Origin of the sequence: Streptomyces sp. NBC_01217 (genome assembly GCF_035994185.1) — a bacterium.
GTDB lineage: Bacteria > Actinomycetota > Actinomycetes > Streptomycetales > Streptomycetaceae > Streptomyces.
In genome coordinates this window covers 5967184-5990948 of sequence record NZ_CP108538.1, presented here as the reverse complement: position 1 = coordinate 5990948, position 23765 = coordinate 5967184, and the positions used below count along the sequence as shown (strand labels likewise).

16 protein-coding genes are annotated in these 23765 nt (G+C 72.0%); 6 read left to right on the top strand and 10 right to left on the bottom strand.

Features of this window, described 5'->3' with window-relative positions; all coding sequences use genetic code 11:
- The first annotated feature begins 30 nt into the window (after window positions 1-30).
- A complete protein-coding gene (locus OG507_RS26910; protein ID WP_327372102.1) occupies window positions 31-1176 on the top strand; it encodes a ThiF family adenylyltransferase in 1146 nt (381 codons plus the stop codon).
- 41 nt (window positions 1177-1217) lie between these two features.
- Window positions 1218-2612, top strand: coding sequence for an ABC1 kinase family protein (locus OG507_RS26905; RefSeq protein WP_327369743.1), 1395 nt, complete (start codon window positions 1218-1220; stop codon window positions 2610-2612).
- Between the two features lie 29 nt (window positions 2613-2641).
- On the opposite strand, the gene OG507_RS26900 is transcribed toward OG507_RS26905, so the two are convergent.
- The 5 genes from OG507_RS26900 to OG507_RS26880 form a co-directional block, all read right to left on the bottom strand.
- Complete coding sequence (locus OG507_RS26900; RefSeq protein WP_327369742.1) at window positions 2642-2857, bottom strand: hypothetical protein; 216 nt, start codon at window positions 2855-2857, stop codon at window positions 2642-2644.
- A 180-nt stretch (window positions 2858-3037) separates the two neighbouring features.
- A complete protein-coding gene (locus OG507_RS26895) occupies window positions 3038-3361 on the bottom strand; it encodes a hypothetical protein (protein WP_327372101.1) in 324 nt (107 codons plus the stop codon).
- A 32-nt stretch (window positions 3362-3393) separates the two neighbouring features.
- Window positions 3394-3762 carry a WhiB family transcriptional regulator gene (locus tag OG507_RS26890; protein WP_030915514.1) on the bottom strand — a complete coding sequence of 123 codons (369 nt, stop codon included), beginning with the start codon at window positions 3760-3762 and terminating at the stop codon, window positions 3394-3396.
- A 173-nt stretch (window positions 3763-3935) separates the two neighbouring features.
- Entirely contained in the window at window positions 3936-4268 is a 333-nt protein-coding gene (locus tag OG507_RS26885) for a hypothetical protein (RefSeq protein ID WP_327369741.1), read from the bottom strand.
- A 165-nt stretch (window positions 4269-4433) separates the two neighbouring features.
- Window positions 4434-6626 (bottom strand): ATP-dependent DNA helicase UvrD2, encoded by a 2193-nt coding sequence (locus tag OG507_RS26880; RefSeq protein ID WP_327369740.1) that lies wholly within the window; start codon window positions 6624-6626, stop codon window positions 4434-4436.
- 205 nt (window positions 6627-6831) lie between these two features.
- Between OG507_RS26880 and OG507_RS26875 the strand changes: the two genes are divergently transcribed.
- The gene (locus OG507_RS26875; RefSeq protein ID WP_327369739.1) at window positions 6832-7086 is read left to right on the top strand and encodes a mycoredoxin; all 255 of its coding nucleotides are present in this window, start codon (window positions 6832-6834) and stop codon (window positions 7084-7086) included.
- 88 nt (window positions 7087-7174) lie between these two features.
- Here OG507_RS26875 and nudC read toward each other — a convergent pair whose 3' ends face one another.
- From nudC to OG507_RS26850, 5 genes are all read right to left on the bottom strand, one after another.
- Entirely contained in the window at window positions 7175-8122 is a 948-nt protein-coding gene (gene nudC / locus OG507_RS26870; protein ID WP_327369738.1) for an NAD(+) diphosphatase, read from the bottom strand.
- A 44-nt stretch (window positions 8123-8166) separates the two neighbouring features.
- On the bottom strand, window positions 8167-9561 hold the full coding sequence (locus OG507_RS26865; RefSeq protein ID WP_327369737.1) for a dipeptidase: 1395 nt from the start codon (window positions 9559-9561) through the stop codon (window positions 8167-8169).
- 10 nt (window positions 9562-9571) lie between these two features.
- Window positions 9572-13006, bottom strand: coding sequence for a UvrD-helicase domain-containing protein (locus tag OG507_RS26860; RefSeq protein ID WP_327369736.1), 3435 nt, complete (start codon window positions 13004-13006; stop codon window positions 9572-9574).
- Window positions 13007-13077: 71 nt separating this feature from the next.
- On the bottom strand, window positions 13078-16509 hold the full coding sequence (locus OG507_RS26855; protein WP_327369735.1) for an ATP-dependent helicase: 3432 nt from the start codon (window positions 16507-16509) through the stop codon (window positions 13078-13080).
- Between the two features lie 347 nt (window positions 16510-16856).
- Window positions 16857-17303 (bottom strand): MGMT family protein, encoded by a 447-nt coding sequence (locus OG507_RS26850; protein WP_327369734.1) that lies wholly within the window; start codon window positions 17301-17303, stop codon window positions 16857-16859.
- A gap of 221 nt (window positions 17304-17524) precedes the next feature.
- Here OG507_RS26850 and OG507_RS26845 point away from each other — a divergent pair, with 221 nt between their 5' ends.
- From OG507_RS26845 to OG507_RS26835, 3 genes are all read left to right on the top strand, one after another.
- Window positions 17525-20326 carry a lysylphosphatidylglycerol synthase domain-containing protein gene (locus OG507_RS26845; protein WP_327369733.1) on the top strand — a complete coding sequence of 934 codons (2802 nt, stop codon included), beginning with the start codon at window positions 17525-17527 and terminating at the stop codon, window positions 20324-20326.
- Window positions 20327-20499: 173 nt separating this feature from the next.
- Window positions 20500-22098: an alpha/beta hydrolase gene (locus tag OG507_RS26840; protein ID WP_327369732.1), complete on the top strand. Its 1599-nt coding sequence runs from the start codon at window positions 20500-20502 to the stop codon at window positions 22096-22098.
- Between the two features lie 79 nt (window positions 22099-22177).
- A complete protein-coding gene (locus OG507_RS26835; RefSeq protein WP_327369731.1) occupies window positions 22178-23758 on the top strand; it encodes an alpha/beta hydrolase in 1581 nt (526 codons plus the stop codon).
- The last annotated feature ends 7 nt before the right edge of the window (window positions 23759-23765 follow it).

Below are 23765 nucleotides of genomic sequence, written 5' to 3'. Positions count from 1 at the left end.
AAGATCATGAAACACAGACCGGGGGACGCCGTGTATCCGATGTTGAAGCCCACGCTGCGCCGCGCATGGCGCAGCCACGGCACCGTGCAATTCGGGGTGACTCACGCCCACGCGGTGAAGCTCGGTCCGATGGATATCGCGACGGGCTGTTTTCTGGAACTGCTCGACGGTACGCGCGGCCTGCCGCTGCTGCGCCAGGAAGCCCGGGCGCTGGATCTGTCGGACCATCAAGTGGACGTCCTGGTGGGCCGCTTGCTGAGTGCGGGCCTGATCGACGATGTGCGGACCGCCGGCCCGGAGACCGATGCGTTACGGAACCGGCCCGGCGCCCTGGAGCGGCACCGCCCCGATCTGGCATCGCTCTCCGTCGTCCATCCCGAGCCGGGCGGCGGGCTGCGGCGGCTGGCGGCCCGCCGGGCGATGCGGGTCCAGGTGCGGGGCGCCGGCCGGGTCGGTGCCGCGATCGCGGCGGTGCTGTCCGGATCCGGGGTGGGCCGGGTGGAAGTTCTGGACGGCGGGTGCACCGAGCCGTGGGACGTATCGCCCGGCGGGCTTCCACCGGCGGCCGTCGGGGAGCGCAGGGACACCTCCGCCCGGCAGTTGGTGCGCAGGTCCGCCACCGGTGCGGCACCCCGGGCATCGGAGACCGCCGGCTCCGCGGCGGGCGGCGAGCCGGGGCTGTCGCTGATCGTGATCGCCCCTCGCGACGGCCTCGCGGTGTACGCCCCCGACCCCCGCCCGGCCGAACCATGGATCGCTTCGGGGACTCCCCACCTCTATGCAGGAGTGATGGAGGCGACGGGAGTGGTGGGGCCCCTGGTGCTGCCCGGGGGTACGGCGTGCGCGGGGTGTCTGGACCTGCAGCGTGCGGACCGGGATGGGGACTGGCCCAGGATGCTGGCTCAGTGGCGGTCCGGGCGGCGCACCGCCGTGCAGGCCTGTGACCTCGGACTGGCGACGGCGGTGGCCGGTCTGGCTGCCGCCCATGCCCTGTCGTTTCTGGACGGGGAGCTGCCCGCCAGCACGGGGACCCGTTGGGAGGCCGCGCTGCCGCTGTTGGACTGGCGGACCGAGCGGATCAGGGCCCACCTCGGCTGTTCCTGCGGGGCGGCTGGGCACACTGAGGGGGAGCGCGCCTCCGTGGCCGACACGGCGCACGACACAATGGCCGGGTAACCGCCGCACGCGGTACGGCAGTCTGGGATTTGGAGGGGCTCATGTCTGATCTACCCCGGAAAGCGGTCACGCGTACCGCCAAGTTGGCCGCCCTGCCGCTGGGTTTCGCCGGCCGGGCCACGTGGGGTCTGGGCAAGCGGATCGGCGGGAAGTCGGCGGAGCTGGTCGCCCGGGAGGTGCAGCAGCGCACCGCGGACCAGCTCTTCAAGGTCCTGGGCGAGTTGAAGGGCGGGGCGATGAAGCTGGGGCAGGCTCTGTCCGTCTTCGAGTCGGCGCTGCCCGCGGAGGTCGCCGGACCGTACCGGGCGGCGCTCACAAAACTGCAGGAGGCCGCGCCTCCCCTGCCCAGCGACACCGTGCACGCGGTGCTCGGGGAACGGCTCGGCGAGGACTGGCGGGAGCTGTTCCTCGAATTCGAGGACAAGCCGTCGGCCGCCGCGTCGATCGGTCAGGTGCACCGGGCGGTGTGGCACGACGGGCGGGCAGTCGCGGTGAAGGTGCAGTATCCGGGCGCGGGAGAGGCGCTGCTCTCGGATCTGACCCAACTCAGCAGGTTCGCCCGGCTGCTCGGCCCGCTGATCCCCGGAATGGACATCAAGCCGCTTATCACGGAGCTGCGCGACCGGGTCTCGGAGGAGCTGGACTACGAGCAGGAGGCACGGTCGCAGCGGCACCATGCCGAGGAGTTCGCGGGCGACCCCGATGTCGTGATTCCCGGTGTGGTGCACCAGTGCGACCAGGTGCTGGTGACGGAGTGGATGGACGGGGTTCCGCTGGCCGATGTGATCGCGGAGGGTACGCCGGAGCAGCGTGACCGGGCCGGTCAGTTGCTGGCGCGCTTCCTCTTCTCCGGCCCCGCGCGCACCGGTCTGCTGCACGCCGACCCGCACCCGGGCAACTTCCGGCTGCTTCCCCCGCAGGAGGGGGCCGGCGAGGCCGGGCAGTGGCGGCTGGGAGTGCTGGACTTCGGCACAGTGGACCGGCTGCCGGGCGGGCTGCCGCAGCCCATCGGGGACTCCTTGCGGCTGACGCTGGCGGGTGATGCGGACGCGGTGTATGAGCTGTTGCGCGAGGAGGGGTTCGTCAGGGATTCGATCGATCTCGACCCGGTTGCGGTGCTCGACTACCTCCTCCCGATCATCGAACCGGCCCAGGTGGAGGAGTTCACCTTCACCCGGGGCTGGATGCGTAATCAGGCGGCGCGGATCGCGGATCCCCGCTCGCCCGCTCATCAGCTCGGCAGGCAGCTGAATCTGCCGCCCGCCTATCTGCTGATACACCGGGTGACACTGAGCACGATCGGGGTGCTGTGCCAGCTGGGTGCGACGGTGCGGCTGCGCGATGAGCTGGAGTCCTGGGTGCCGGGGTTCGTGACGGAGGATGAGCAGGAGCCCTCGGTCCAGGAGTTGGCGGGCGATGCGACCGCCGGTGCATAGGGGCGGGGCGGTCTTAGGGCCACCGGGTGTCACCACCAGGCGGAATCGAGACGGCTTTCGATCGCCCTGATGTGGGTGCGGGCGCACGCTTCGCAGAAGTACTGGTGTCTGCCGTTCTCCACGGAGCAGATCCAGGTCGGCGGTGCGCTCTCGCTGTCGGCGGAGGTGCCGCACAGAGCGCAGACGACCACGGCGGCGTCCCTCTGCGCGGGTTGCTGAATCCGGTGATGAGTCTCCTCGTCCACCTCGTGACGATAACTCCGTCGCCGCTGTGCCGCGCGGCACCACACAGCATGACCGCACGGCACGACCGCGGGGCCGGCCCATACGGACCGGCCCCGCGGAAGGGGTACTGACTCATGGGTACTGATTGCTGCCGGGCAGAGCGGCTGCCCGGCAGCGGGTGCTGCTGGTGTTCGGCCTGACTACTGCATGACCGCCATGGCCAGCGCACGGCGGGCGCGCATCGAGGCGCGCTCCGCCCGGCGCTGCATCCGCCGGGCGGAGACCAGGCGCACGGCCTGGCGCTCCGCTTCGGCTTCCCTCAAGCGGTCGTGCATATGGGCACGAGCCAGGGCTTCTGGGATGAGTTGCATTTCGCGGGTCCTGTTCTGACGCGAGTCGTTCGCGCCGATGATCGTGACGTTCGGTGTCGCGGAGCCGACGGGCTCATTCGTGGGGACGGACATTGGTGCCTGATTTCGGGGATCGTGGGTGTGGGGGCGGTCGATGGTTCCGATGCGTTTCATGGGTTTGGGGGCCGTGGCCCCCAGTCCGGCGATCACGCCGCGACCGGGTTCTTGCGCGGACGGCCACGCGGCCGCTTGCGAGCGACGACGACGCCCTGGATGAAGAGCTCACCACCCCAGACGCCCCACGGCTCGCGACGCTCCTTGGCGCCGGCGAGGCAGGCCTCGACGAGCGGGCAGGTGCGGCAGAGGGACTTGGCGTACTCGACGTCGGCCGGCGACTCGGCGAAGAAGACCTCGGGGTCGTAGGAGCGGCAGGGGACGGGGACGCCGAGGTTCTCGATGGCGTCGTCGAGCGCGGTGAGCGCGGTGAGGGGGATCAAGGTGGAGTCCTCCGTGAGGCCGGGCGGCGGGATCGTTTCGGAAGGCGGTACGGACGGGGCGTGCGCTTCGAGTTGCACGGTGGGTGGTGTCCTCGTCTGGTCGTTCCGGCCTGTTGGCCGGGGGGCGGCTGGTACCGGGTGCTGCTTGTCCCGAGGCTCCTTCGGGCTGTCCCGTCCGTTTGGACAAAACAAAAGGGCCGCGGATCCCGAGTGGGGTTCCGCGGCCCTGAAGGCGCCGGCCTGATTCTGAATCAGGCTGGATCACTCCAGGGTTCAGGCCCACGGAAGGCCCACATCGTGTGGTGCTTCGTCTGCTTGTCGGCGCCGGCTTCCACTCCTGCACCGGCGGCCGCAAAGGCATAGGCCTGGGCCTGTCCCTTCGCTACTGCTGCTGCCGGTGCCTGGGTCGGTCGCTCATTGCGCTCCCGCACGGGGAGACCCGACAGGGGCAGCGGGCTGACGGCGGAAATGCCGGACATACCGGTGCCACGAAGCGAGGAATCCGAAGAGCGGACGAGGCCGAGCGAGCAGGCGGAGACGACCGAGAGATCGGTCATTTTGTTGGTCTCGATGATGCTGATCACTTCAATCGCCTCCTCTCGGCGTCTCGGGTGGACCGGCGGGCCGGTCCTGCGTATTCGGATAAGTACAGCACAGGACCAGGGCTTCAGAGAAGTCGCTGTTCCCGTGGTTAAGAACCTATGGTGATGACTGGGGCGGGCGCAAACTATTTTTCCGACGAGTTTTTCTCACACCTCGTCATCGGTCTTCCCGGGCCCTTCCTCCACCGTCTCACCTGCGCAAATGGCGAGGACCGCGGTCCCGAACCGGTCCAGCTTCCGCGCGCCGACCCCAGAGATCCCGGCCAGTTCGCCCGCGCTGGACGGCGCCGCCTCGGCGATCGCCATCAGCGTCTTGTCCGTGAACACGCAGTACGCGGGCTGGCCGATCTCCTTCGCCCTGACGGCCCGCCAGTCGCGCAGCCGCTCGTACAGCGCCTCGTCCATGTCGGAGGGGCAGTCGTCGCAGCGCATCAGCTTCATCTCGCCCGCGTCGGTGAGGGTCTTTCCGCAGACCCGGCACCGGGCAGGGCCCCGGCGGCCACGCTTGGCGACCGGTCCCGGACCTCTCTCGATCCCGCCGCCACCGGCCGCGGCGCGCGCGGCGAGCGCCACCGAGCCGGGGCGCAGCCCGTTCAGGAACCGGCTCGGGCGCCGTCCGGCGCGGCCGCCGGGCGAGCGGGACAGCGACCAGGACAGCGAGAGGTGGAAGCGCGCCCGCGTGACGCCGACGTACAGCAGCCGGCGCTCCTCCTCGATCTGCTCGTCGGTCTTGGCGTAGGTGATCGGCATCATGCCCTCGTTCAGCCCGACCAGGAACACGGCGTCCCACTCCAGGCCCTTCGCCGAGTGCAGGGAGGCGAGGGTGACGCCCTGGACCGTGGGCGCGTGCTGGGCGGCGGCGCGCTCGTCGAGCTCCGCCACCAGATCGGAGAGCGTCGCCCCCGGCCTGGCCTGTTCGAAGTCCTCGGCGAGCCGGACCAGCGCGGCCAGGGACTCCCAGCGGTCGCGCACCGCGCCCGAGCCCGCGGGCGGCTGCGAGGTCCACCCCTTGGTGGAGAGCACCGCGCGCACCTCCGCGGGCAGCCCCTCCGCGTCGTCGAGCAGGGAGTCGTTGCCCCCCGCGCGGGCCGCGCCGCGCAGGGCGACGCCCGCCTCCCGCACCTCCGCCCGCTCGAAGAAGCGCTCCGCGCCCCGCAGCTGGTACGGCACGCCCGCGTCGGCCAGGGCCTGCTCGTAGACCTCGGACTGGGAGTTGACCCGGTAGAGCACGGCGATCTCGCCTGCCGGGACGCCCGTGGCGATCAGATCGCGGATGCGGCGGGCGGTGCCCTCGGCCTCCGTGGGCTCGTCCGCGTACTCCGTGTGGACCGGCTCGGGGCCGGGATCGCGCTGCGAGACCAGTTCCAGCCGGTGTTCGGCGGCGCGGCCGCGGGCCTGGCCGAGCAGTCCGTTGGCCAGATGGACGACCTGGGGGGTGGAGCGGTAGTCCCGGACCAGCTTGACCACCGTCGCGTTGGGGTGGCGGGTGCGGAAGTTCAGCAGGTGGTCGGGGGTGGCTCCGGTGAAGGAGTAGATCGTCTGGCTGGCGTCGCCGACGACGCACAGGGTGTCCCGGTCGCCGAGCCAGAGGTCGAGCAGCCGCTGCTGGAGCGGGCTGACGTCCTGGTACTCGTCGACCACGAAGTGCTGGTACTGGCGGCGGACGTGGTCGACGATGTCATGGCGGTCCTGAAGGATGGCGACGGTGAGAAGCAGCACATCCTCGAAGTCGATCACCGAGCGGTCGCGCTTCAGCTGCTCGTACATCGCGTAGATCTGGGAGATCTCGGCCGGATCGCGCGGGGCGTCGCGCTGGGTCTTGGCGACCACGGCCGGGTAGTCGGCGGGCACGGTCTGGGTGACCTTGCACCACTCGATCTCGCTGGTGACATCGCGCAGCTCGTTGCGGTCGAGCCGGATGCGGCAGCGGGCCGCGGCCTCCGCGACCAGCTGGACCTTGCGCTCCAGCAGTCGTGGCAGGTCACCGCCGACCGCCCTCGGCCAGAAGTACTGGAGCTGGCGCAGGGCGGCGGAGTGGAACGTACGCGCCTGCACCCCGCCCGCGCCGAGCTGGCGCAGCCGCCCCCGCATCTCGCCCGCGGCCCGGTTGGTGAACGTGACGGCAAGCACACTTGCGGGCTGGAGTATCCCGGCGCGCACCCCGTAGGCGATGCGGTGCGTGATCGCACGCGTCTTGCCCGTACCGGCTCCGGCCAGCACGCACACCGGGCCGTGCAGGGCCATGGCGACCTCGCGCTGCTCGGGGTCCAGGCCGTCGAGCACGGCGTCCGCCGACTCGGGGACCTGAGGGAAGGGTGAGGAATGCGTTGCTGCTGTCACCCCGCCATGCTGCCAGGTCGCAGGAGGCGGGCGCGGAAGTTGTCCACAGGGGGGCAGTATCTGTCGTACTAATGCGGGGCGAGTGCGGGAATGGCGGCCGGATCGCGTACGTTCCACTCCCTGCGGGGGGGGCACCCTTCCAGCCTTTCCGCGAGACGCGGCGACGCAACGTGACGAGACGAACGAGACAGAGGAGCGCGAAGAGATGCCGGGCACTGTGACGATGTACAGCACCACGTGGTGCGGCTACTGCCGTCGGCTCAAGAGCCAGATGGACCGCGAGGGCATCGCGTACAACGAGATCAACATCGAGCAGGACCCGGACTCGGCGGCCTTCGTCGAGAAGGCCAACGGGGGCAACCAGACTGTTCCCACCGTCCTGGTGGTCGGCTCCACGGGCGCCGAGGCCGTCATGACGAACCCGTCCCTGGCTCAGGTGAAGCAGGCGCTCGCCGCCTGATCCCGCCGCTCCGCGGTACGCAAACGCCCCCTCGGCCGAGAGCGCCTGAGGGGGCGTTCCTGTGCGTGCGCGGGACGCCGCCCGCCCGTCAGCCGACGGTGCCCGGCCTCGGGAGCGGCTTGCCGTACCAGAGTTCGATCAGGCGGGCCGCGATCGAGATGCCGAACGGGGGCAGGATCTCGCCCGACTCGAAGGCCGCCGTCAGGTCCTCGCGGGAGAACCAGCGGGCCTCCTCGATCTCCTCGCCGTCCACGTCGATCTCGGACGAGGTCGCCCGTGCCATGAAGCCGAGCATCAGGCTGGACGGGAACGGCCAGGGCTGGCTGGCGATGTACTCGACCTCGCCGACCGTGATGCCCGCCTCCTCGAACACCTCGCGGGCCACGGACTGCTCGATCGACTCCCCCGGCTCGACGAAGCCCGCGAGCGTGGAGAAGCGGCCCTCGGGCCAGTGCACCTGGCGGCCCAGCAGGGCGCGGTCCTGGTCGTCCGTGACCAGCATGATGACCGCGGGGTCGGTACGCGGGTAGTGCTCGGCGCCGCAGGCCTGGCAGCGGCGGATGTGACCGGCCGCCGCGATGACGGTGCGCTCGCCGCAGCGGGAGCAGAAGCGGTGCAGGCGCTGCCAGTTCTCCAGGGCCACCGCGTGCACCATCAGGCCCGCGTCGCGCGGACCGAGCAGCAGCCCGGCCTCGCGCAGGCCCGCCGGGCGGGCCGGCTGGTCCATGCGGCCGGGCAGGGAGTCCTTCTGGAGCGCGAAGTAGCTGACGCCGTCCTCGTCGGTTCCGAGGAAGTAGCGGTGGGTCTCGGTGACCGGGGCCTCGAAGGCCGGGGTCATGACGATCTCCGTACCGCCGTCGGCCGTGTCGTCGATCAGCACCTGCCCGCCGGAGACGACGAACACACGGGTGGTCGGGTGGCTCCACGCGGCGGCCAGCCAGGCCTCGTCGAGGCGGTGGTGCGCCGCGCGGTCGATGCCGCTGGGCGCCGTGAGACCGATAGGCCGGTCTGCGGTGGCGTTGTCGAAGGTGCTCACAGGTGCTTCCTACTCCCCCGGGACGGTTCGGGTGTTCAGAGGATTCAGCGGAGTGCGGCGGCCAGTTCGCCCCAGAGATGGGCGGTTGTCTCCACGCCCTTGAGCAGGAGGTCGATCTCGACCTTCTCGTTGGGGGCGTGCCAGCCGTCGGACGGTACGGAGATGCCCAGGAAGAGGACGGGGGCGCCGAGCACGTCCTGCAGGTCGGCGGCGGGTCCCGAGCCTCCTTCACGGGTGAAGAGGATCTTCTGGCCGAAGGCCCGTCCCATGGCTCGGGCCACGGCCTGCAGGGCGGGGTGGTCCAGCGGGGTCAGACAGGGGCGGGTGGCGGGCGAGAAGGTGATCCGGTGGTTGATGCCGGCCGGGACCTGCGCCTCGGCCCAGGCCCGGACGGCCTGCTGGACGCGGTCGGGGTCCTGGCCCGCGACCAGCCGGAAGCTGATCTTCACCAGGGCGGAGGACGGGATGATCGTCTTGCTTCCGGCGCCCTGGTAGCCGCCGCCTATGCCGTTGACCTCGGCGGTGGGGCGGGCCCAGACGCGCTCCAGCGTGGAGTAGCCGGACTCGCCGGACGCCGCCCGGGACTTGGCCGTACGCAGCCAGGTGGCCTCGTCGAAGGGCAGCTCGGCGAAGAGGGCGCGCTCGGTGTCGGTGAGTTCCGTCACGCCGTCGTAGAAGCCGGGGACCGCGACCCGTCCGTCCGCGTCGTGCAGCGCGGCGACGAGCCGGGCGACGGCGGTGGCCGGGTTGGGGACGGCGCCGCCGAACGAGCCGGAGTGGATGTCCTGCTCGGGGCCGTACAGCTCGATCTCGCACTCGGCGAGGCCGCGCATGCCCGTGCAGACCGTGGGGGTCGTCTCGTCCCACATGCCGGTGTCGGAGACGATCACGGCGTCGGCGGTGAGCCGGGCTGCCTGTTCCTCGGCCAGGGCGCGGAAGTGCGGCGAACCGGACTCCTCCTCACCCTCGATCAGCAGCTTGAGATTGACGGCGGGGGTGGTGCGGCCGGTGGTGGCCAGGTGGGCCCGGACGCCCAGGGTGTGGAAGAACACCTGCCCCTTGTCGTCGGCGGCGCCGCGCCCGTACATGCGGCCGTCGCGGATCACCGGCTCGAACGGGTCGGTGTCCCAGCCGTCCTCGCGGGCGGCGGGCTGTACGTCGTGGTGCCCGTAGACCAGGACGGTCGGGGCGTCCGGGTCGTCGGACGGCCACTCGGCGAAGACCGCGGGAGCGCCGGGCGTCTCCCAGATCTCCGTGACCGGGAAACCGGTCTCCTTGAGCTTGGCGGACAGCCAGTCGGCGCTGCGTCGTACGTCTCCGTCGTGGACCGGCTGGGCGGATACGGACGGGATGCGCAGCCAGTCGGCGAGGTCGTCGAGGAAGGCTGTGCGGTGCTGCTCGGTGTACGTACGGACGGCGCTGTCCGGGGTGTCGCTCATGACCTTGAGCCTATCGCTCGTCCAGGAAAAGTCGTTCCAGCTCTGCCCGGCCCGGGAGGCGGGTGGGGTGGACGGTCTCTCCACTGCGTACGTACAGGAACGTGGCGGTGACGTCGGTGAGCGGCAGACCGTGCAGCTCGGCCCAGGCCAGGCGGTAGACCGCGAGCTGGAGGGGGTCGGCGGTGTTGGTGCGGGTGGTCTTCCAGTCGACGATCTCGTACGTGTCCCCGGTGCGGTACACCGCGTCGATACGGCCCCGGATCACCCGGCCGGCCAGGGTGATCTGGAACGGCGTCTCCACGCGGTACGGGGTGCGGCGGGCGTACGGGGTGCGCTCGAAGGCCTCCTTGAGTGCGGCGAGGTCGCGCTCGTCGGCGATCTCGGCGTCGCTCTCGTCGCCGCCGGGCAGTTCGTCCGGGCCGAGCATGGGCAGGGGCAGCTCCTCGAAGCGGGACTCCACCCAGGCGTGGAAACGGGTGCCCCGGCGGGCCGCGGGCTGCGGGGGCCGTGGCATGGGGCGGGCCAGCTCCTGGGCGAAGCCCTCGGGGTCCTCGGCGAGGCGCAGGAGCTGGGTGGCGGAGAGCGAGGCGGGTACGAGGACGTCGCGCACGGTGGCGCGGGCACGGCGCAGTTCACCGGCGAGGGCGTCGAGGTCGCGGTCCCAGGAGGCGAGGGTGCGGGACTCCTCGGGGGTGAGGCGGTGCCCCTCGGCGGGTTCGGGGGCGCGGGCCGCGGGGACGCGTGGTGTGGGAGTGGCGGCCGTGGCAGGGGACGGTGGGGGCTCCGTCGGCAGGGACTCCCAGTCGCCGGGGTCGTCGAAGTACGCCTCGTCGTCGGGGAACGGGTCGGCGTCATACGGGTCGGCGTACGGCTCCTGAGCGTCGGGCGACGTCTCGTACGCGTCCTGTGCGCCCCCGTTCTCCGCGGCCAGGGCCTCCAGATGGGCCATCACCGTGTCCGCGGCCGCCCGGCGGCGGGTCAGGGCGGTGTCGTCCAGGGGAAGCGGCCATGCCCGGTCGGCCGCCTTCTCGGCGAGCGCGGGGTTCTCCTCGTTCTCGGCCGGCTCGTCCGCCCAGGCCTCGATCTCGCCGTGCCCGGCCACGCAGTGCTCGTACAGCGCGTGCAGGAAGTCGGACGGGCCTCGCGGCTTCTTCTGCGTCGGGCCCCACCAGTGTCCGGAGCCGAGCAGCAGGGTGCGGGGTCTGGTGAAGGTGACGTATCCCAGGCGGAGCTCCTCGGTGTGCTGGTGCTCCTTCATCTCCTCCTTGAAGCCCTTGAGCCCCTTGGCGTCCCAGGAGTGGACGACGGGGAGGGTGGCGGTGTCGCCGCGCAGGGCGTGCGGGAGGACCTTGGCCTGGGAGGTCCAGGCGTCGCGGGACTGGCCGCTGGGGAACTGGCCGGTGACCAGGCCCGGCACCGCGACGACGTCCCACTCCAGGCCCTTGGACTTGTGGGCGGTGAGGACCTTGACGGTGTTCTCGCCGCCGGGCAGGGCGTTGTCCAGGCCCTTCTCGTACTGGACCGCCGTGCGCAGGAAGCCCAGCAAGGCGAGGAGGGTCGCCTCGCCGTCGACGGCGGCGAAGCGGGCCGCCACGTCGAGGAAGTTGGCGAGGGTCTCGCGGCGGCGGGCGGCCAGGGCGTGCGGCGATGCGGAGAGCTCTACCTCCAGGCCGGTGGTGGCGAGGACGCGGTGCAGCACGTCCATCAGGGGGTCGGCCAGCGAGCGGCGCAGGTCGCGCAGTTCGGCGGCGAGGCGGGCGAAGCGGACGCGGGCCTCGGCGGAGAACGGAAGGCCGTCGTCCTTCCCTCCGCCCGATTCGAGGAAGGTGTCCAGCGCGTCGGCGAGCGAGATCACCTCGGCCGGGTCGATGCCTTCGACAGCCTCGGCGAGGCGGCGGTCGGCGTCGAAGTCGTCCTCGTCGCCGTGGGTGGCGCGGTGGACGAGGAGGCGGGCGCGGCGGCCGAGGAGCGCCAGGTCGCGGGGGCCGATCCGCCAGCGGGGGCCGGTGAGCAGCCGGACCAGGGAGGCGTTGGCTCCGGGGTCCTGGAGCACTTCGCAGACCGCGACGAGGTCGGCGACCTCGGGCAGATGCAGCAGCCCGGACAGGCCGACGACCTCGACCGGGATGTCGCGGGCCACCAGCGCGGCCTGGATCTCCGGGAAGTCGCCCGCGGTGCGGCACAGGACGGCGATCTCGCCGGGCGCCTTCCCCGTTCTCACGAGGTGGGCTATCGAGTCTGCGAGCCAGTCGATCTCTTCGGTGTGGGTACGGAGCAGGGCGCAGCGGACGATGCCGTCGCGCTCGGCGCCCGGGGCGGGGCGCAGCGCCTCGACCCCCTCGTGCATGGCGCGCAGCGGTGCGGCGAGGCGGTTGGCGAGATGGAGGAGGCGGCCGCCGCTGCGGCGGTTCTCGCTGAGGGAGTAGCGGGTGGCGGGGGTGCCGTCGGCGTGCGGGAAGTGGAGCGGGAAGTCGTCGAGATTGGCCACGGAGGCGCCGCGCCAGCCGTAGATCGCCTGACAGGGGTCACCGACGGCGGTGACGGCGTGGCCGGTCGGCGACGCTTCCTCCGGGCCTCGGCCGAAGAGGGCGGAGAGCAGCAGGCGCTGGGCGACCGAGGTGTCCTGGTACTCGTCGAGCAGTACGACGCGGAATTCGCCGCGCAGGATCGCGCCGACCTCCGGGCGTGTGAGGGCCAGCTCGGCGGAGAGGGCGATCTGGTCGCCGAAGTCGAGGAGGTCGCGGCTCTTCTTGGCCTCGCGGTAGCGGCGGGTCAGCTGCAGCAGCTCGCGACGGGCCTCGGCGGCCTCGGGGATCTTGCGCAGCTCGGCGTTGGTGAGGCGGGCCGTTTCGAGCGTACGGAGCAGGTCGGTGTCGTACTCCGCGAGCTGTTCGGGGCGTACGAGATGCTCGGCCAGCTCGGCGTCGAGAGCCAGCAGATCACTGACCAGTGTGGGGAAGGACCTGGTCAGGGCCGGATAGGGGCCGGGTGCCTCGCGCAGTACGCGGGCGGCGAGCTGGAAGCGGGTGGCGTCGGCGAGGAGGCGCGTGGTCGGTTCGAGGCCGATGCGCAGCCCGTGCTCGGTCAGGAGCCGGCCGGCGAACGCATGGTACGTGGAGATGCTGGGCTCGCCCGGGGGGTTGTCCGGGTCGATGGCGTCCGGATCGGTGACCCCGGCCGCGATCAGGGCCTTGCGGACGCGCTCGGCGAGCTCGCCCGCCGCCTTGTTGGTGAAGGTGAGTCCGAGGACCTGCTCCGGGGCGACCTGCCCCGTCCCCACCAGCCACACCACGCGCGCCGCCATCACCGTGGTCTTCCCCGACCCGGCTCCGGCCACGATCACCTGCGGGGCGGGCGGCGCCGTGATGCAGGCCGTCTGCTCCGGGGTGAACGGGATCCCCAGGAGCTCCTTCAGCTGCTCGGGATCGTTGATGGGTGAGGACACCCGACCGAGGCTAACCGGACGCACTGACAATGTGCCGCGCCCGCCGCCGTGCTCCGGACTGCTCAGGGTGCTCACTCCAGGATGTGGCGGCCCTCGGGCTGTGCGCTGCACGAGGCCCGGAAGGTGCAGTGCGTGCAGTGCTGGCCGGTCGTGGGGGTGAAGCGTTCGTCCAGGACCCGTCCGGCGGCCGTGGCCAGCAGATCGGAGACCCACTCGCCGGATTCGCCGGATTCACCGGCGAGCGCTTCCTGGGCCTGCACCTTGGGGAACGCGTCGCCGCCCTCCTTCTTGGGGGCCGCCTGGCGCAGCTGTACGAGTTCGGCGCCGCCGGGTACGGGGCGGCGGCCGTCGAAGATCTCGTCGACCGCTCCTTCCCGTACGGCCAGCTGGTACACGGCGAGCTGCGGGTGGCGGGCGACCTCGTCCTTGGTTGGGGACTGCTTGCCGGTCTTGAAGTCGACGACGTATGCCCGGCCCTCGGCGTCCTGCTCGACGCGGTCCATGGAGCCCCGGATGCGTACCTCGTACTCCCCCGCCTCCAGCGTCACGTCGAAGTCGTGCTCGCTCGCGGCGGGGGTGCGGCCGGTGCGGTCCATGACGTGCCAGTGCAGGAAGCGTTCGAGAGCTGCTCTGGCCTGTTCCTTCTCCTGATGGGACTTCCAGGGGGCGTCGAAGACGAGGCCGTCCCAGACCGAGTCCAGCCGCTCCATCAGGACGGCCAGATCGGCGGGGGTACGGCCGGAGGCCACCTCGTCGGCGAGTACGTGGACGACGTTGCCGAAGCCCTGGGCGGCCGTCGCCGGGGCGTCCGCCTTCACCTCGCGGCCGAGGAACCACTGGAGCGCGCAGGTGTTGGCCAGCTGGTCGAGCGCGCTGCCGGAGAGGGCCACCGGATGGTCCCGGTCCCGGAGCGGAACGGCGGAGCGGGTCGGCTCGTACATGCCCCACCAGCGGTAGGGATGGGCCGCGGGTACGAGCGGCCGGCCCTCGTCGTCGGTGAGCGCGGCGAGGCGGGCGAGGCGGCGGGCGGCCTCCTCGCGCAGGGCGTCGGAGGCGGCGGGGTCGACAGTGGTGGCACGCAGCTCGGCGACGAGCGCGGCGACGGCGAGCGGGCGGCGCGGCCGGCCCGTGACGTCGCGCGGTTCAGCGCCGAGTTCGGTCAGGAAGCGGGACGGCTGGTCGCCGTCGTCGGCGGGCGCCTTGACCGCGGTGACGACGAGCCGTTCGCGGGCGCGGGTCGCCGCGACGTAGAAGAGCCTGCGCTCCTCGGCGAGGAGGGCGCCGGGGGTGAGCGGTTCGGCCAGGCCGTCGCGGCCGATCCGGTCCGCTTCGAGCAGCGAACCGCGGCGGCGCAGGTCCGGCCAGAGCCCCTCCTGCACCCCTGCGACGACGACGAGACGCCACTGAAGGCCCTTGGACCTGTGCGCGGTCATCAGCCGTACGGCGTCGGGGCGCACCGAGCGCCTGGAGAGGGTGTCGGCGGCGATGTCCTGGGCGTCGACCTCCTCAAGGAAGTTGAGAGCGCCGCGCCCGCCGGTGCGTTCCTCGGCGCGGGCCGCGGTGTCGAAGAGCGCGCAGACGGCGTCGAGGTCGCGGTCGGCGTTGCGGCCGCCCGCGCCACCGCGCAGCGCGGCGCGCTCCAGCCGCGCCGGCCACGGGGTGCCGGCCCACAGCTCCCACAGGGCCTCTTCGGCGGTGCCGCCGCCTTCGAGCAGCTCACGCGCCTTGCGCAGGAGCGCGCCGAGGCGCTGGGCGCCGCGGGCGTACGCCGGATCGTGCGCGACGAGCCGTTCGGGTTCGGCGAGCGCGCGGGCCAGCAGGTCGCCGGAGGGCGCCGGTACGCGATTCCCGGCGGCCCGCTCCTCGTCGCGCAGGGCCCGGCCGAGCCGGCGCAGATCGGCCGCGTCCATGGAGCCGAGGGGGGAGGCGAGGAGGGTCAGGGCGGTCTCGGTGTCCAGCCAGGGGGGCGTTTCGGGGGCGGGTACGTCGTCGCCCTCGGCGGGCCGGAGGGGAGCCGGAGCCGCCGCTTCCGCACCTTCCGCCGCCCCGGCCCCCCGCTCCGCGCCCGGCGCGCCCCGGCGCAGGGCCGCTGTGGCGACTGCGCGCAGGGCCGTCAGGAGTGGGGCCACCGCCGGTTCGTGGCGCAGGGGGAGGTCGTCGCCGTCGACCTCCAGGGGGACGCCCGCCGACGTCAGTGCCCGGCGCACCGACGGGATCGTGCGGCCTCCGGCGCGTACGAGCACCGCCATCTCGTTCCACGGGACGCCGTCCTCCAGGCGCGCCCGGCGCAGCAGGTCGGCGATGTTGTCGAGCTCGGCGGAGGCGGTCGGGTAGGTGTACGCCTCCACGCCGCCGCCCTCGCGGACCGCGGCCAGTTCCCGGTGCGCGCGGACCTTCGCCGAGGGCAGCCGGGTCAGCGGCATCCGGCGGGTCAGCAGCCGGGTGGCGGCCAGCAGCCGTCCGCCCGAGCGGCGCGAGGTGGTGAGGACACCGACCGGGGCCGGGGCTCCGTCCGCCCGCCGGAACGTCTCCGGGAAGTCAAGGATGCCGTTCACATCCGCGCCCCGGAACGCGTAGATCGACTGGTCCGGGTCACCGAACGCGATCAGGTCCCGGCCGCCCCCGGCGCCCGGGGTGCTCCCCCGGTTGCCGGCCAGCGCGTGCAGCAGCCGTACCTGCGCCGGGTCCGTGTCCTGGTACTCGTCCACGAACACCGCGTCGTACTGCCCGGCCAGCAGCGCCGACACCTCGGGCCGCTCCGCGAGCAGCACGGCCCGGTGCACCAGCTCCGCGTAGTCCAGCACCCCCTGCGCGTCCAGCACGTCCAGGTACTCGGCGAGGAACTGGGCGGCGGCGCCCCAGTCCGGCCTGCCGGTGCGGCGCGCGAAGTCGCCGAGGGCGTCCGGGCCCAGGCCCAGCTCACGGCTGCGGGCGAGCACCGCTCGTACCTCGTCGGCGAAACCACGCGTGGTCAGACAGGCCCGCAGCTCGTCGGGCCAGCGGATGTGCGAGAAGCCGTCCTGCTCCAGTTCGAGCTGGCCGGCGAGCAGCTCGCGGACGGTGACGTCCTGCTCCGGTCCGGAGAGCAGCCGCATCGGCTCGGCGAAGAGGTCGGCGTCCTGATGGGCGCGGACCAGCGCGTAACAGAAGGAGTGGAACGTGGTGGCCTGCGGTCCGCGGGCGGCACCGAGCCGGGCGGCCATCCGGTCGCGCAGCTCCACGGCGGCCTTGCGGCTGAAGGTGAGGACCAGGATGCGGGCCGGGTCGCCGCCCCGGGCGACGCGTGCGGCGACCGCCTCGACGAGTGTGGTCGTCTTGCCGGTGCCGGGTCCGGCGAGCACCAGGAGCGGGCCGCCGGGGTGATCAACCACCGCACGTTGTGCCGCGTCCAGGAGAGGGGGCTCCACGGAGCCCGGCGGGGTGCGCACCAGCCGGTACACGGCCGCGGTCCGCTGCCGTGCCTGACGGTGCGGACTGTGCCGGGTGAAGGAGGAGGAGCTCACGTGGATCGCCGGTCCTGGTGGGTGTACTGGTGCGGAGGGTGCGGAGCGTGCCGCGAACTGACGACGCTACGCCAGCGGAGGTGCGGTACGGGGCGAGTCGGCTGCCTACCTCGTCACGTTCCGCGCGGTACGAACGGTTCGGGTGGTTCGGGTGGTTCGAGCGGTACAGGCGGTACGGGGCAAGTCCGCCGCGTACCGCGTCACGTTCCGCTTCACGGGTGCCGTCCCGTGTCTTGTCGCGGGCGCCGTCGGGCTTTGCGTCTCGGGTGCCGTCACGTATCGCCTCGTGTTCCACATCACGCGCCGGGCCCTGCGGCGCCCGCCGCGCCCCCGAATGGCCGAAGCTGTCAGATGTGAGCACCTCCGCCCTTGTCCCCGTCCGCGCCCGCGCCGCCGGTGACGCCGTCCCACCGCGCCCGCTTCATGTCGAGCCGCGGCAGATGGCCCTGCGCGCTGCGCGGCGCCTCGCGCAGCGGGGTGCTCTCCGCGCGGTAGTGGTCCAGCGCCCGCAGTTCGTGGCCGGGCAGCAGCGCCCCGTCCGCGCGCACCACGCGCCACCACGGCACCGCGCCCCCGTACAGCGCCATGACCCGGCCGACCTGGCGCGGGCCGCCGTCGCCCAGCCACTCGGCGACATCTCCGTACGTCATGACACGGCCGGGCGGGATCAGCTCGGTGACATCGAGCACCCGCTCCGCGTACTCCGGCAGCTCGTCGGCCGCCCGGGCACCGCCCGTCCCGCCGTCGCTGCTCCCGCCGCTCGTCCCGTCGCCGCTCGTCCCGTATTGGCTCATCCGGCCCATCCTGCCGTACGCCACCGACAGCCCGGCCCGATCCGCGAGCGGCTTTTCAAGGGGTGTGCGTACGGGAGCAAAGGAGCGTATGTTGCGCTTCGCGTGTCCGCGCAGTGCACCCTGATGCCCTCCTCTGTCGCCGGGCCGTGCCACCATCGTGCAGGCGGTGACCGGTGATACGAGAACACGAAGACCACTCAGAGGCGACGAAGGAGCAGGGCGTGCAGCCACCCAAGGCGGCAAACGCCCCTGACGCCGAACCGCACCCGGATGCTTCGCACGGACCCGCCGAAAAGCCCGGCACGGAGCACGAGGAGCCGGGCAGGGAGAACGGAAAGCCCGGTAGCGAGCCGGGCGAGGCCCACGGGCATCTCGTCGGCTCCACCCTCTCCACCGTCGCCGCGGAACAGGCCGAGAGCGTCTCGGGGGACGAGCCGCTGCTCCCCGCCCGGGTGCACCGCCCCTCCGACCTCATGCGGCTTCTCATCGGGGTCCTGGCGATCGTCGTCCTGTTCTCGATCGCCGCGTTCGCCCACGGCACGACCACCGGTCTCGAACAGGACATCAACAAGGGCACCGGCCAGGCGCCCGACGTCCTGATCAAGCTCGCCGGACTCGTCTCCAGCATCGCCGTGCTGCTCGTTCCGGTCGCCTTCGCCATCGAGCGGCTGATCAAACGCGACGGACTGCGGATCGCGGACGGCGTGCTCGCCGCCGTACTGGCGCACGGCGTCACGCTCGCCGCCGACCTGTGGGTCGCCAAGTCCGCCCCCGGCACCATTCAGGACGCCCTGACCCAGCCGCAGCCCGGTCACGCGCTCACCGATCCCGTACACGGCTATCTGGCCCCCGTGATCGCCTATATGACGGCGGTCGGAATGGCGAGACGGCCGCGCTGGCGGGTCGTGCTGTGGGTGGTGCTGCTGCTCGACGCGTTCGCCATGCTGGTCGGCGGCTACACGACCCCGTTCTCGATCGTCCTCACCGTGCTGATCGGCTGGACCGTGGCGTACGGCACGCTGTACGCGGTCGGCTCACCGAACGTACGGCCGACCGGTCAGCATCTGATGGCCGGTCTGCGCCATGTCGGCTTCCGCCCGGTCACCGCGATGCGCGCCGAGGACACTCCCGACTCCGGCGACCAGAACGACCGGGGGCGCCGCTATCTGGTCACCCTGGAGAACGGGCCACCGCTCGATGTGACGGTCGTCGACCGCGAGCAGCAGGCACAGGGGTTCTTCTACCGGGTGTGGCGCAGGCTCACCCTGCGCGGCATCACCCAGCGCAGCTCCATCCAGTCGCTGCGTCAGGCGCTGGAGCAGGAGGCGCTGCTCGCGTACGCGGCAATCGCCGCCGGGGCCAACGCGCCCAAGCTGATCGCCACCTCCGAGCTGGGGCCCGACGCCGTGATGCTGGTGTACGAGCACATCGGCGGCTGCTCGCTGGACGCGCTGGAGGACTCGGAGATCACCGACGAGCTGGTGCGCGGCGCCTGGCGCCAGGTCAAGGCACTCCAGTCGCGGCGGATCGCGCACCGCAGGCTCACCGGCGACGCCATCCTCGTGGACCGTTCAGGCAAGGTGTTCGTCACCGATCTGCGCGGCGGCGAGATCGCGGCCGGCGATCTGGTCCTGCGGATGGACGTCGCCCAGCTGCTGACCACCACCGGTCTGCGGGTGGGTGCCGAGCGGGCCGTCGCCGGGGCGCTGGAGGTGCTCGGCCCCGATGCCGTCGCGGACTGTCTGCCGCTGCTCCAGCCGATCGCGCTGAGCCGCTCCACCCGGGCGACGCTGCGCCGGCTCGCCCGGGAACGCTCGCAGCGCGAGCGCGAGGCGGTGCTCGACGCGTCGGACGCGGCCAAGCGTGCCAGGACGCTCGAACACGAGGCGGCTCAGGAGCCCTCGGCCGCCGGTGCGGTTCCGGGCCGCAAGGCCGTCCGCAAGTCGCTGCGCACCGAGAAACAGGCCGAGAAGCGGGCCCTGGACGACGCGCTGGAAGAGGCCCGCGAGGAGGATCTGCTCTCCCAGATGCGGCAGCAGGTGCTGCTGATCCGGCCGCAGGCACCCGTCGAACCGGTACGTCTTGAGCGCATCAAGGCGCGCACCCTGGTCAGCTGTATCGCCGGTGCGATCGCCGCGTACTTCCTCATCTCGCAGTTCACCCAGGCCGACTTCGGTGCGGTCGTCGAGCAGGCGGAGTGGGGCTGGGTGGCGGCCGCGGTCGGCTTCTCGGCCCTCAGCTATGTCGCGGCGGCGATGAGCCTGCTCGGCTTCGTGCCGGAGCGGGTGTCGTTCGGCAAGACCGTGCTGGCGCAGGTCGCCGGGTCCTTCGTGAAGATCGTCGCCCCTGCCGCGGTCGGCGGCGTGGCGCTGAACACCCGCTTCCTGCAGCGTGCCGGGGTACGTCCCGGACTCGCCGTGGCGAGTGTCGGCGCCTCGCAGCTGTTCGGTCTCGGCTGCCACATCCTGCTGCTTGCGGCGTTCGGCTATCTGACGGGCACCGAGAAGACCCCGTCCTCGCTCACTCCTTCCAGGACGGTGATCGCGGGGCTGCTGACGATCGCGGTGCTGGTGCTGGTGGTGACGGCGGTGCCGTTCCTGCGGAAGTTCGTGGTGACGCGGGTGCGGTCGCTGTTCGCCGGAGTCGTGCCGCGCATGCTCGACGTGGTGCAGCGGCCGCAGAAGCTGCTGACCGGCATCGGCGGGATGCTGCTGCTGACCGGCCTGTTCGTGATGTGCCTGGACGCGTCGGTCCGGGCGTTCAGCGGTCCCGATGTGCCGCCGCTCAGCTACGCGAGCATCGCGGTGGTCTTCCTGGCCGGTAACGCGCTGGGATCGGCGGCGCCCACCCCGGGCGGCATGGGCGCGGTCGAGGGCGCGCTGACGCTGGGGCTGATCGCGGTCGGCCTGCCGAAGGAGGTCGCGGCACCGGCCGTTCTGCTGTACCGACTGCTGACGCTGTGGCTGCCGGTGCTTCCCGGATGGCTCTGCTTCAACCATCTGACCCGTAAGGGCGAGCTGTGAGCTGTGTGGTCCGTTGGCGTTGACGGTTCCCCAACCGTAGGCAGGTCCCGTCAGCCGTAGGAAGGTCCCGTCAGCAAGGCCGGCCGGTCGGCCCCGGCGATCGGCGAGCCCCCGGCCACCCGCTTGGACCGGTGTCTCGTGCACCCGTCCGGTTCCCGCCGCACGATGGGGCCATGAGGACCTCCCCCGCCCTGCGTGCCGCCGCTCTCGCCGCCGCCGCCGTGCTCCTGCCCGTCACCGCCTGCTCGGAGAGCGGCAACAAGGACGACCCGGACGGGCCGCCGAGGCCCCTGGCGGTGAACGCCGCCGAGGCGAGCGGCTCCGGCGACCTCGCTTCCCAGAAACTGACGTGGAAGACCTGCCCGGCCCCGTCCCCGGAACAGGGCAGCGGAACGGCCCCGACGCCGCTGCCCGGCGCCGGCCCCTGGGAGTGCACCTTCATGAAGGTCCCGCTCGACTACGCGAAGCCCGGCGGCGAGACGATCGAACTGGCGCTCATCCGCGCCAGGGCGAGGAGCCTGGACAAACGGATCGGCTCCCTCATCTTCAACTTCGGCGGCCCCGGCGCCTCAGGTGTCGCCACCCTGCCCGCCTTCGGCACCGCCTACGACCCGCTGCGCGCCCGCTACGACCTGGTCAGCTTCGACCCGCGCGGGGTCGGCCGCAGCGCGGGCGTGGAATGCGAGACCGACCGGCAGCTCGACGCCCGTTACGAGACCGACAGCACCCCGGACACCACCGCCGAGCTGAACACCTTCCTCAAGGACACCAAGACGTACGCCCTGGCCTGCAAGAAGAACTCCGGCAAGGAGCTCCCCTACGTCGGCACCGCCAACGCCGCCCGCGACATGGACCTGATGCGTCAGGTGCTCGGCGACAAGAAGCTGTACTACTTCGGCATCTCGTACGGCACCGAACTGGGCGGCGTCTACGCCAACCTGTTCCCGAAGAACGTCGGCAGGTCGGTGCTGGACGCGGTGGTCGACCCGACGCAGGACTTCGCGCAGTCCTCGCTCGGCCAGGCCAAGGGGTTCCAGCTCGCCCTGGACAACTTCGCCAAGGACTGTGCGAACCGCGGCGACACCTGCAAGCTCCCCGGCTCCAACGCCAAGGAGGTCGAGCAGGGGATCGCCGATCTGCTCGACCGGCTGGAGAAGAAGCCGATCCCGGGGCTCGGCGACCGGCAGCTGACGCAGACCCTGGCCATCACCGGTATCGCGGCCGCCCTCTACTCCAAGGAGACCTGGCCGTTCCTGGAGCAGGGCGTGGACGAGGCCGACGGCGGGAACGGTGCGCTGCTCCTGGCCCTCGCGGACTCGCTGAACGGCCGTTCCCAGGACGGCCGCTACGACAACTCGATGGCCGCCAACACCGCCATCAACTGCGTCGACTCCAAGCAGCGGTTCACCGCGGACCAGACCAAGGCGAGGCTCCCGGAGTTCCGGTCCGCGTCGCCGGTCTTCGGTGACTATCTGGGCTGGAGCCTGATGTCCTGCACCGGCTGGCCGGTGGCGGGCACCTGGGACGTCCCGGACGTCAGCGCCCCCGGCTCGGCCCCCATCCTCGTCATCGGCAACACCGGCGACCCGGCGACCCCGTACGCGGGAGCCAAGGCCATGGTCGACGCGCTCGGCAAGGGCGTCGGTGTGGAACTGACTTACGAGGGCCAGGGCCACGGCGCGTACAACAGCGGCAACGTCTGCGTGCAGAAGGCTGTGGGCGGCTACCTGCTGGACGGCAAGGTTCCGGCGGACGGCACGGTCTGCAGGTAATTCGCCGTCCGGTGACGGCCTAGCATGGGCGCACTTTCTGTACGTAGTACGTACAGGCACATCGGGGAGGGACGTACACGTGCTCGGACACGCACGCGCCGGGGCTCTGGCCGGCGCCGCACTTCTGCTGACGGGGCTGCTCGCGGGCTGTGACAGCGGTACGGACGACAAGCCGGCCGACGGGACGGACCGCGCTGCGGCGTCCTCGCCCGGCTCGTCCTCCGCCACGCCGAGCGGGCAGCCCGGCACCCCCGAGCTGCCCGCCGCCCTCACCTCCCAGCGGCCGGACTGGAAGCGCTGCAAGGCCCCCGCGGGCGGCGAGGCCCCCGGTGCCGGCTGGCGGTGCGCGACGGTCGATGTGCCGCTGGACTACGCGAAGCCGGACGGCGACACGATCGGGATCGCGCTGATCCGCAAGGAGGCCCGGGACAAGGGCCGGCGCCTCGGCTCGATGCTGTTCAACTTCGGCGGCCCCGGCGGTTCGGGGGTCTCGATACTGCCGCGCGCAGCCGGCTCGTACGGGAAGCTCAACGCCCGCTACGACCTGGTGAGCTTCGACCCGCGCGGCGTCGCGGCCAGCGCGGGGGTGAACTGCCGGACCGACAAGGAGGCGGAGCAGGCCTACCGGAAGGTCGACCTGACCCCGGACACGGCGGCGGAGGAGGCGGCGTTCATGAAGGACGGCGCGGACTTCGGCGCCGGCTGCGAGCGCCGCTCCGGCAAGGTCCTGCCGTACGTCGGCACGACGAACGCCGCCCGGGACCTGGATCTGATCCGTGAGGTGCTCGGCGACAAGAAGCTCACCTACTTCGGCATGTCGTACGGCACGGAGCTGGGCGGCACCTACGCGCACCTCTTCCCCGCGAAGGTGGGGCGCACCGTCCTGGACGCCGTCGTCGACCCGACCGCGGACGCGATCGGGCACGCGCGCAACCAGGCGACCGGCTTCCAGCGGGCGCTGGAGAACTACCTCAAGGACCGCGGCCAGGACCCGAAGGCGGGCACGCAGCGGATCGTCCGGCTGCTGGAGCGGATCGACAGGAAGCCGCTGCCGACCGACTCGGGCCGCGAGCTCAACGAATCGCTGGCCGTCACCGGCATCGTCATGCCGCTCTACTCCGAGAGCAACTGGCCGTATCTGACGCAGGCGCTGGACGAGGCCGAGAAGAGCGGCACGGGCACCACGCTGCTCCAGCTGGCCGACATGTACAACGGCCGTGACGAGAAGGGGCACTACGACACCCAGAACCACTCGCAGCGCGCCATCTCCTGTGCGGACAGCAGGCTCCGGCCGACGGCGGCCGAGGCGCGGGCCGTACTGCCCGAGTTCCGGAAGCTGTCCCCGGTGTTCGGCCCGTTCCTGGCGTGGGACACGGCCGGCTGGTGTGCGCAGTGGCCGGTGGAGGGTGAGCACGACACCCCGGAAGCGAGCGCTCCGGGCGCCGGTCCGATCCTGGTCGTCGGAACGACCGGTGACCCGGCGACGCCCTACGAGGGCGCGCAGAAGATGGCGGACGAGCTGGGCAAGGGCGTCGGCATCATGCTCACCAACAAGGGCGAGGGGCACGGCGCGTACGGCCAGAACACCTGCGTGACGTCGACCGTGAACGGATACTTCCTCGACGGGAAGGTCCCGGCGGACGGCAAGACCTGCTCGTGACGTGGAA

Coding starts and splice junctions, on each gene's coding strand:
- OG507_RS26905 (WP_327369743.1), top strand. CDS start 1,218: ATGTCTGATCTACCCCGGAAAGCGGTCACGCGTACCGCCAAGTTGGCC.
- OG507_RS26895 (WP_327372101.1), bottom strand. CDS start 3,361: ATGAAACGCATCGGAACCATCGACCGCCCCCACACCCACGATCCCCGA.
- OG507_RS26875 (WP_327369739.1), top strand. CDS start 6,832: ATGCCGGGCACTGTGACGATGTACAGCACCACGTGGTGCGGCTACTGC.
- OG507_RS26865 (WP_327369737.1), bottom strand. CDS start 9,561: ATGAGCGACACCCCGGACAGCGCCGTCCGTACGTACACCGAGCAGCAC.
- OG507_RS26850 (WP_327369734.1), bottom strand. CDS start 17,303: ATGAGCCAATACGGGACGAGCGGCGACGGGACGAGCGGCGGGAGCAGC.
- OG507_RS26840 (WP_327369732.1), top strand. CDS start 20,500: ATGAGGACCTCCCCCGCCCTGCGTGCCGCCGCTCTCGCCGCCGCCGCC.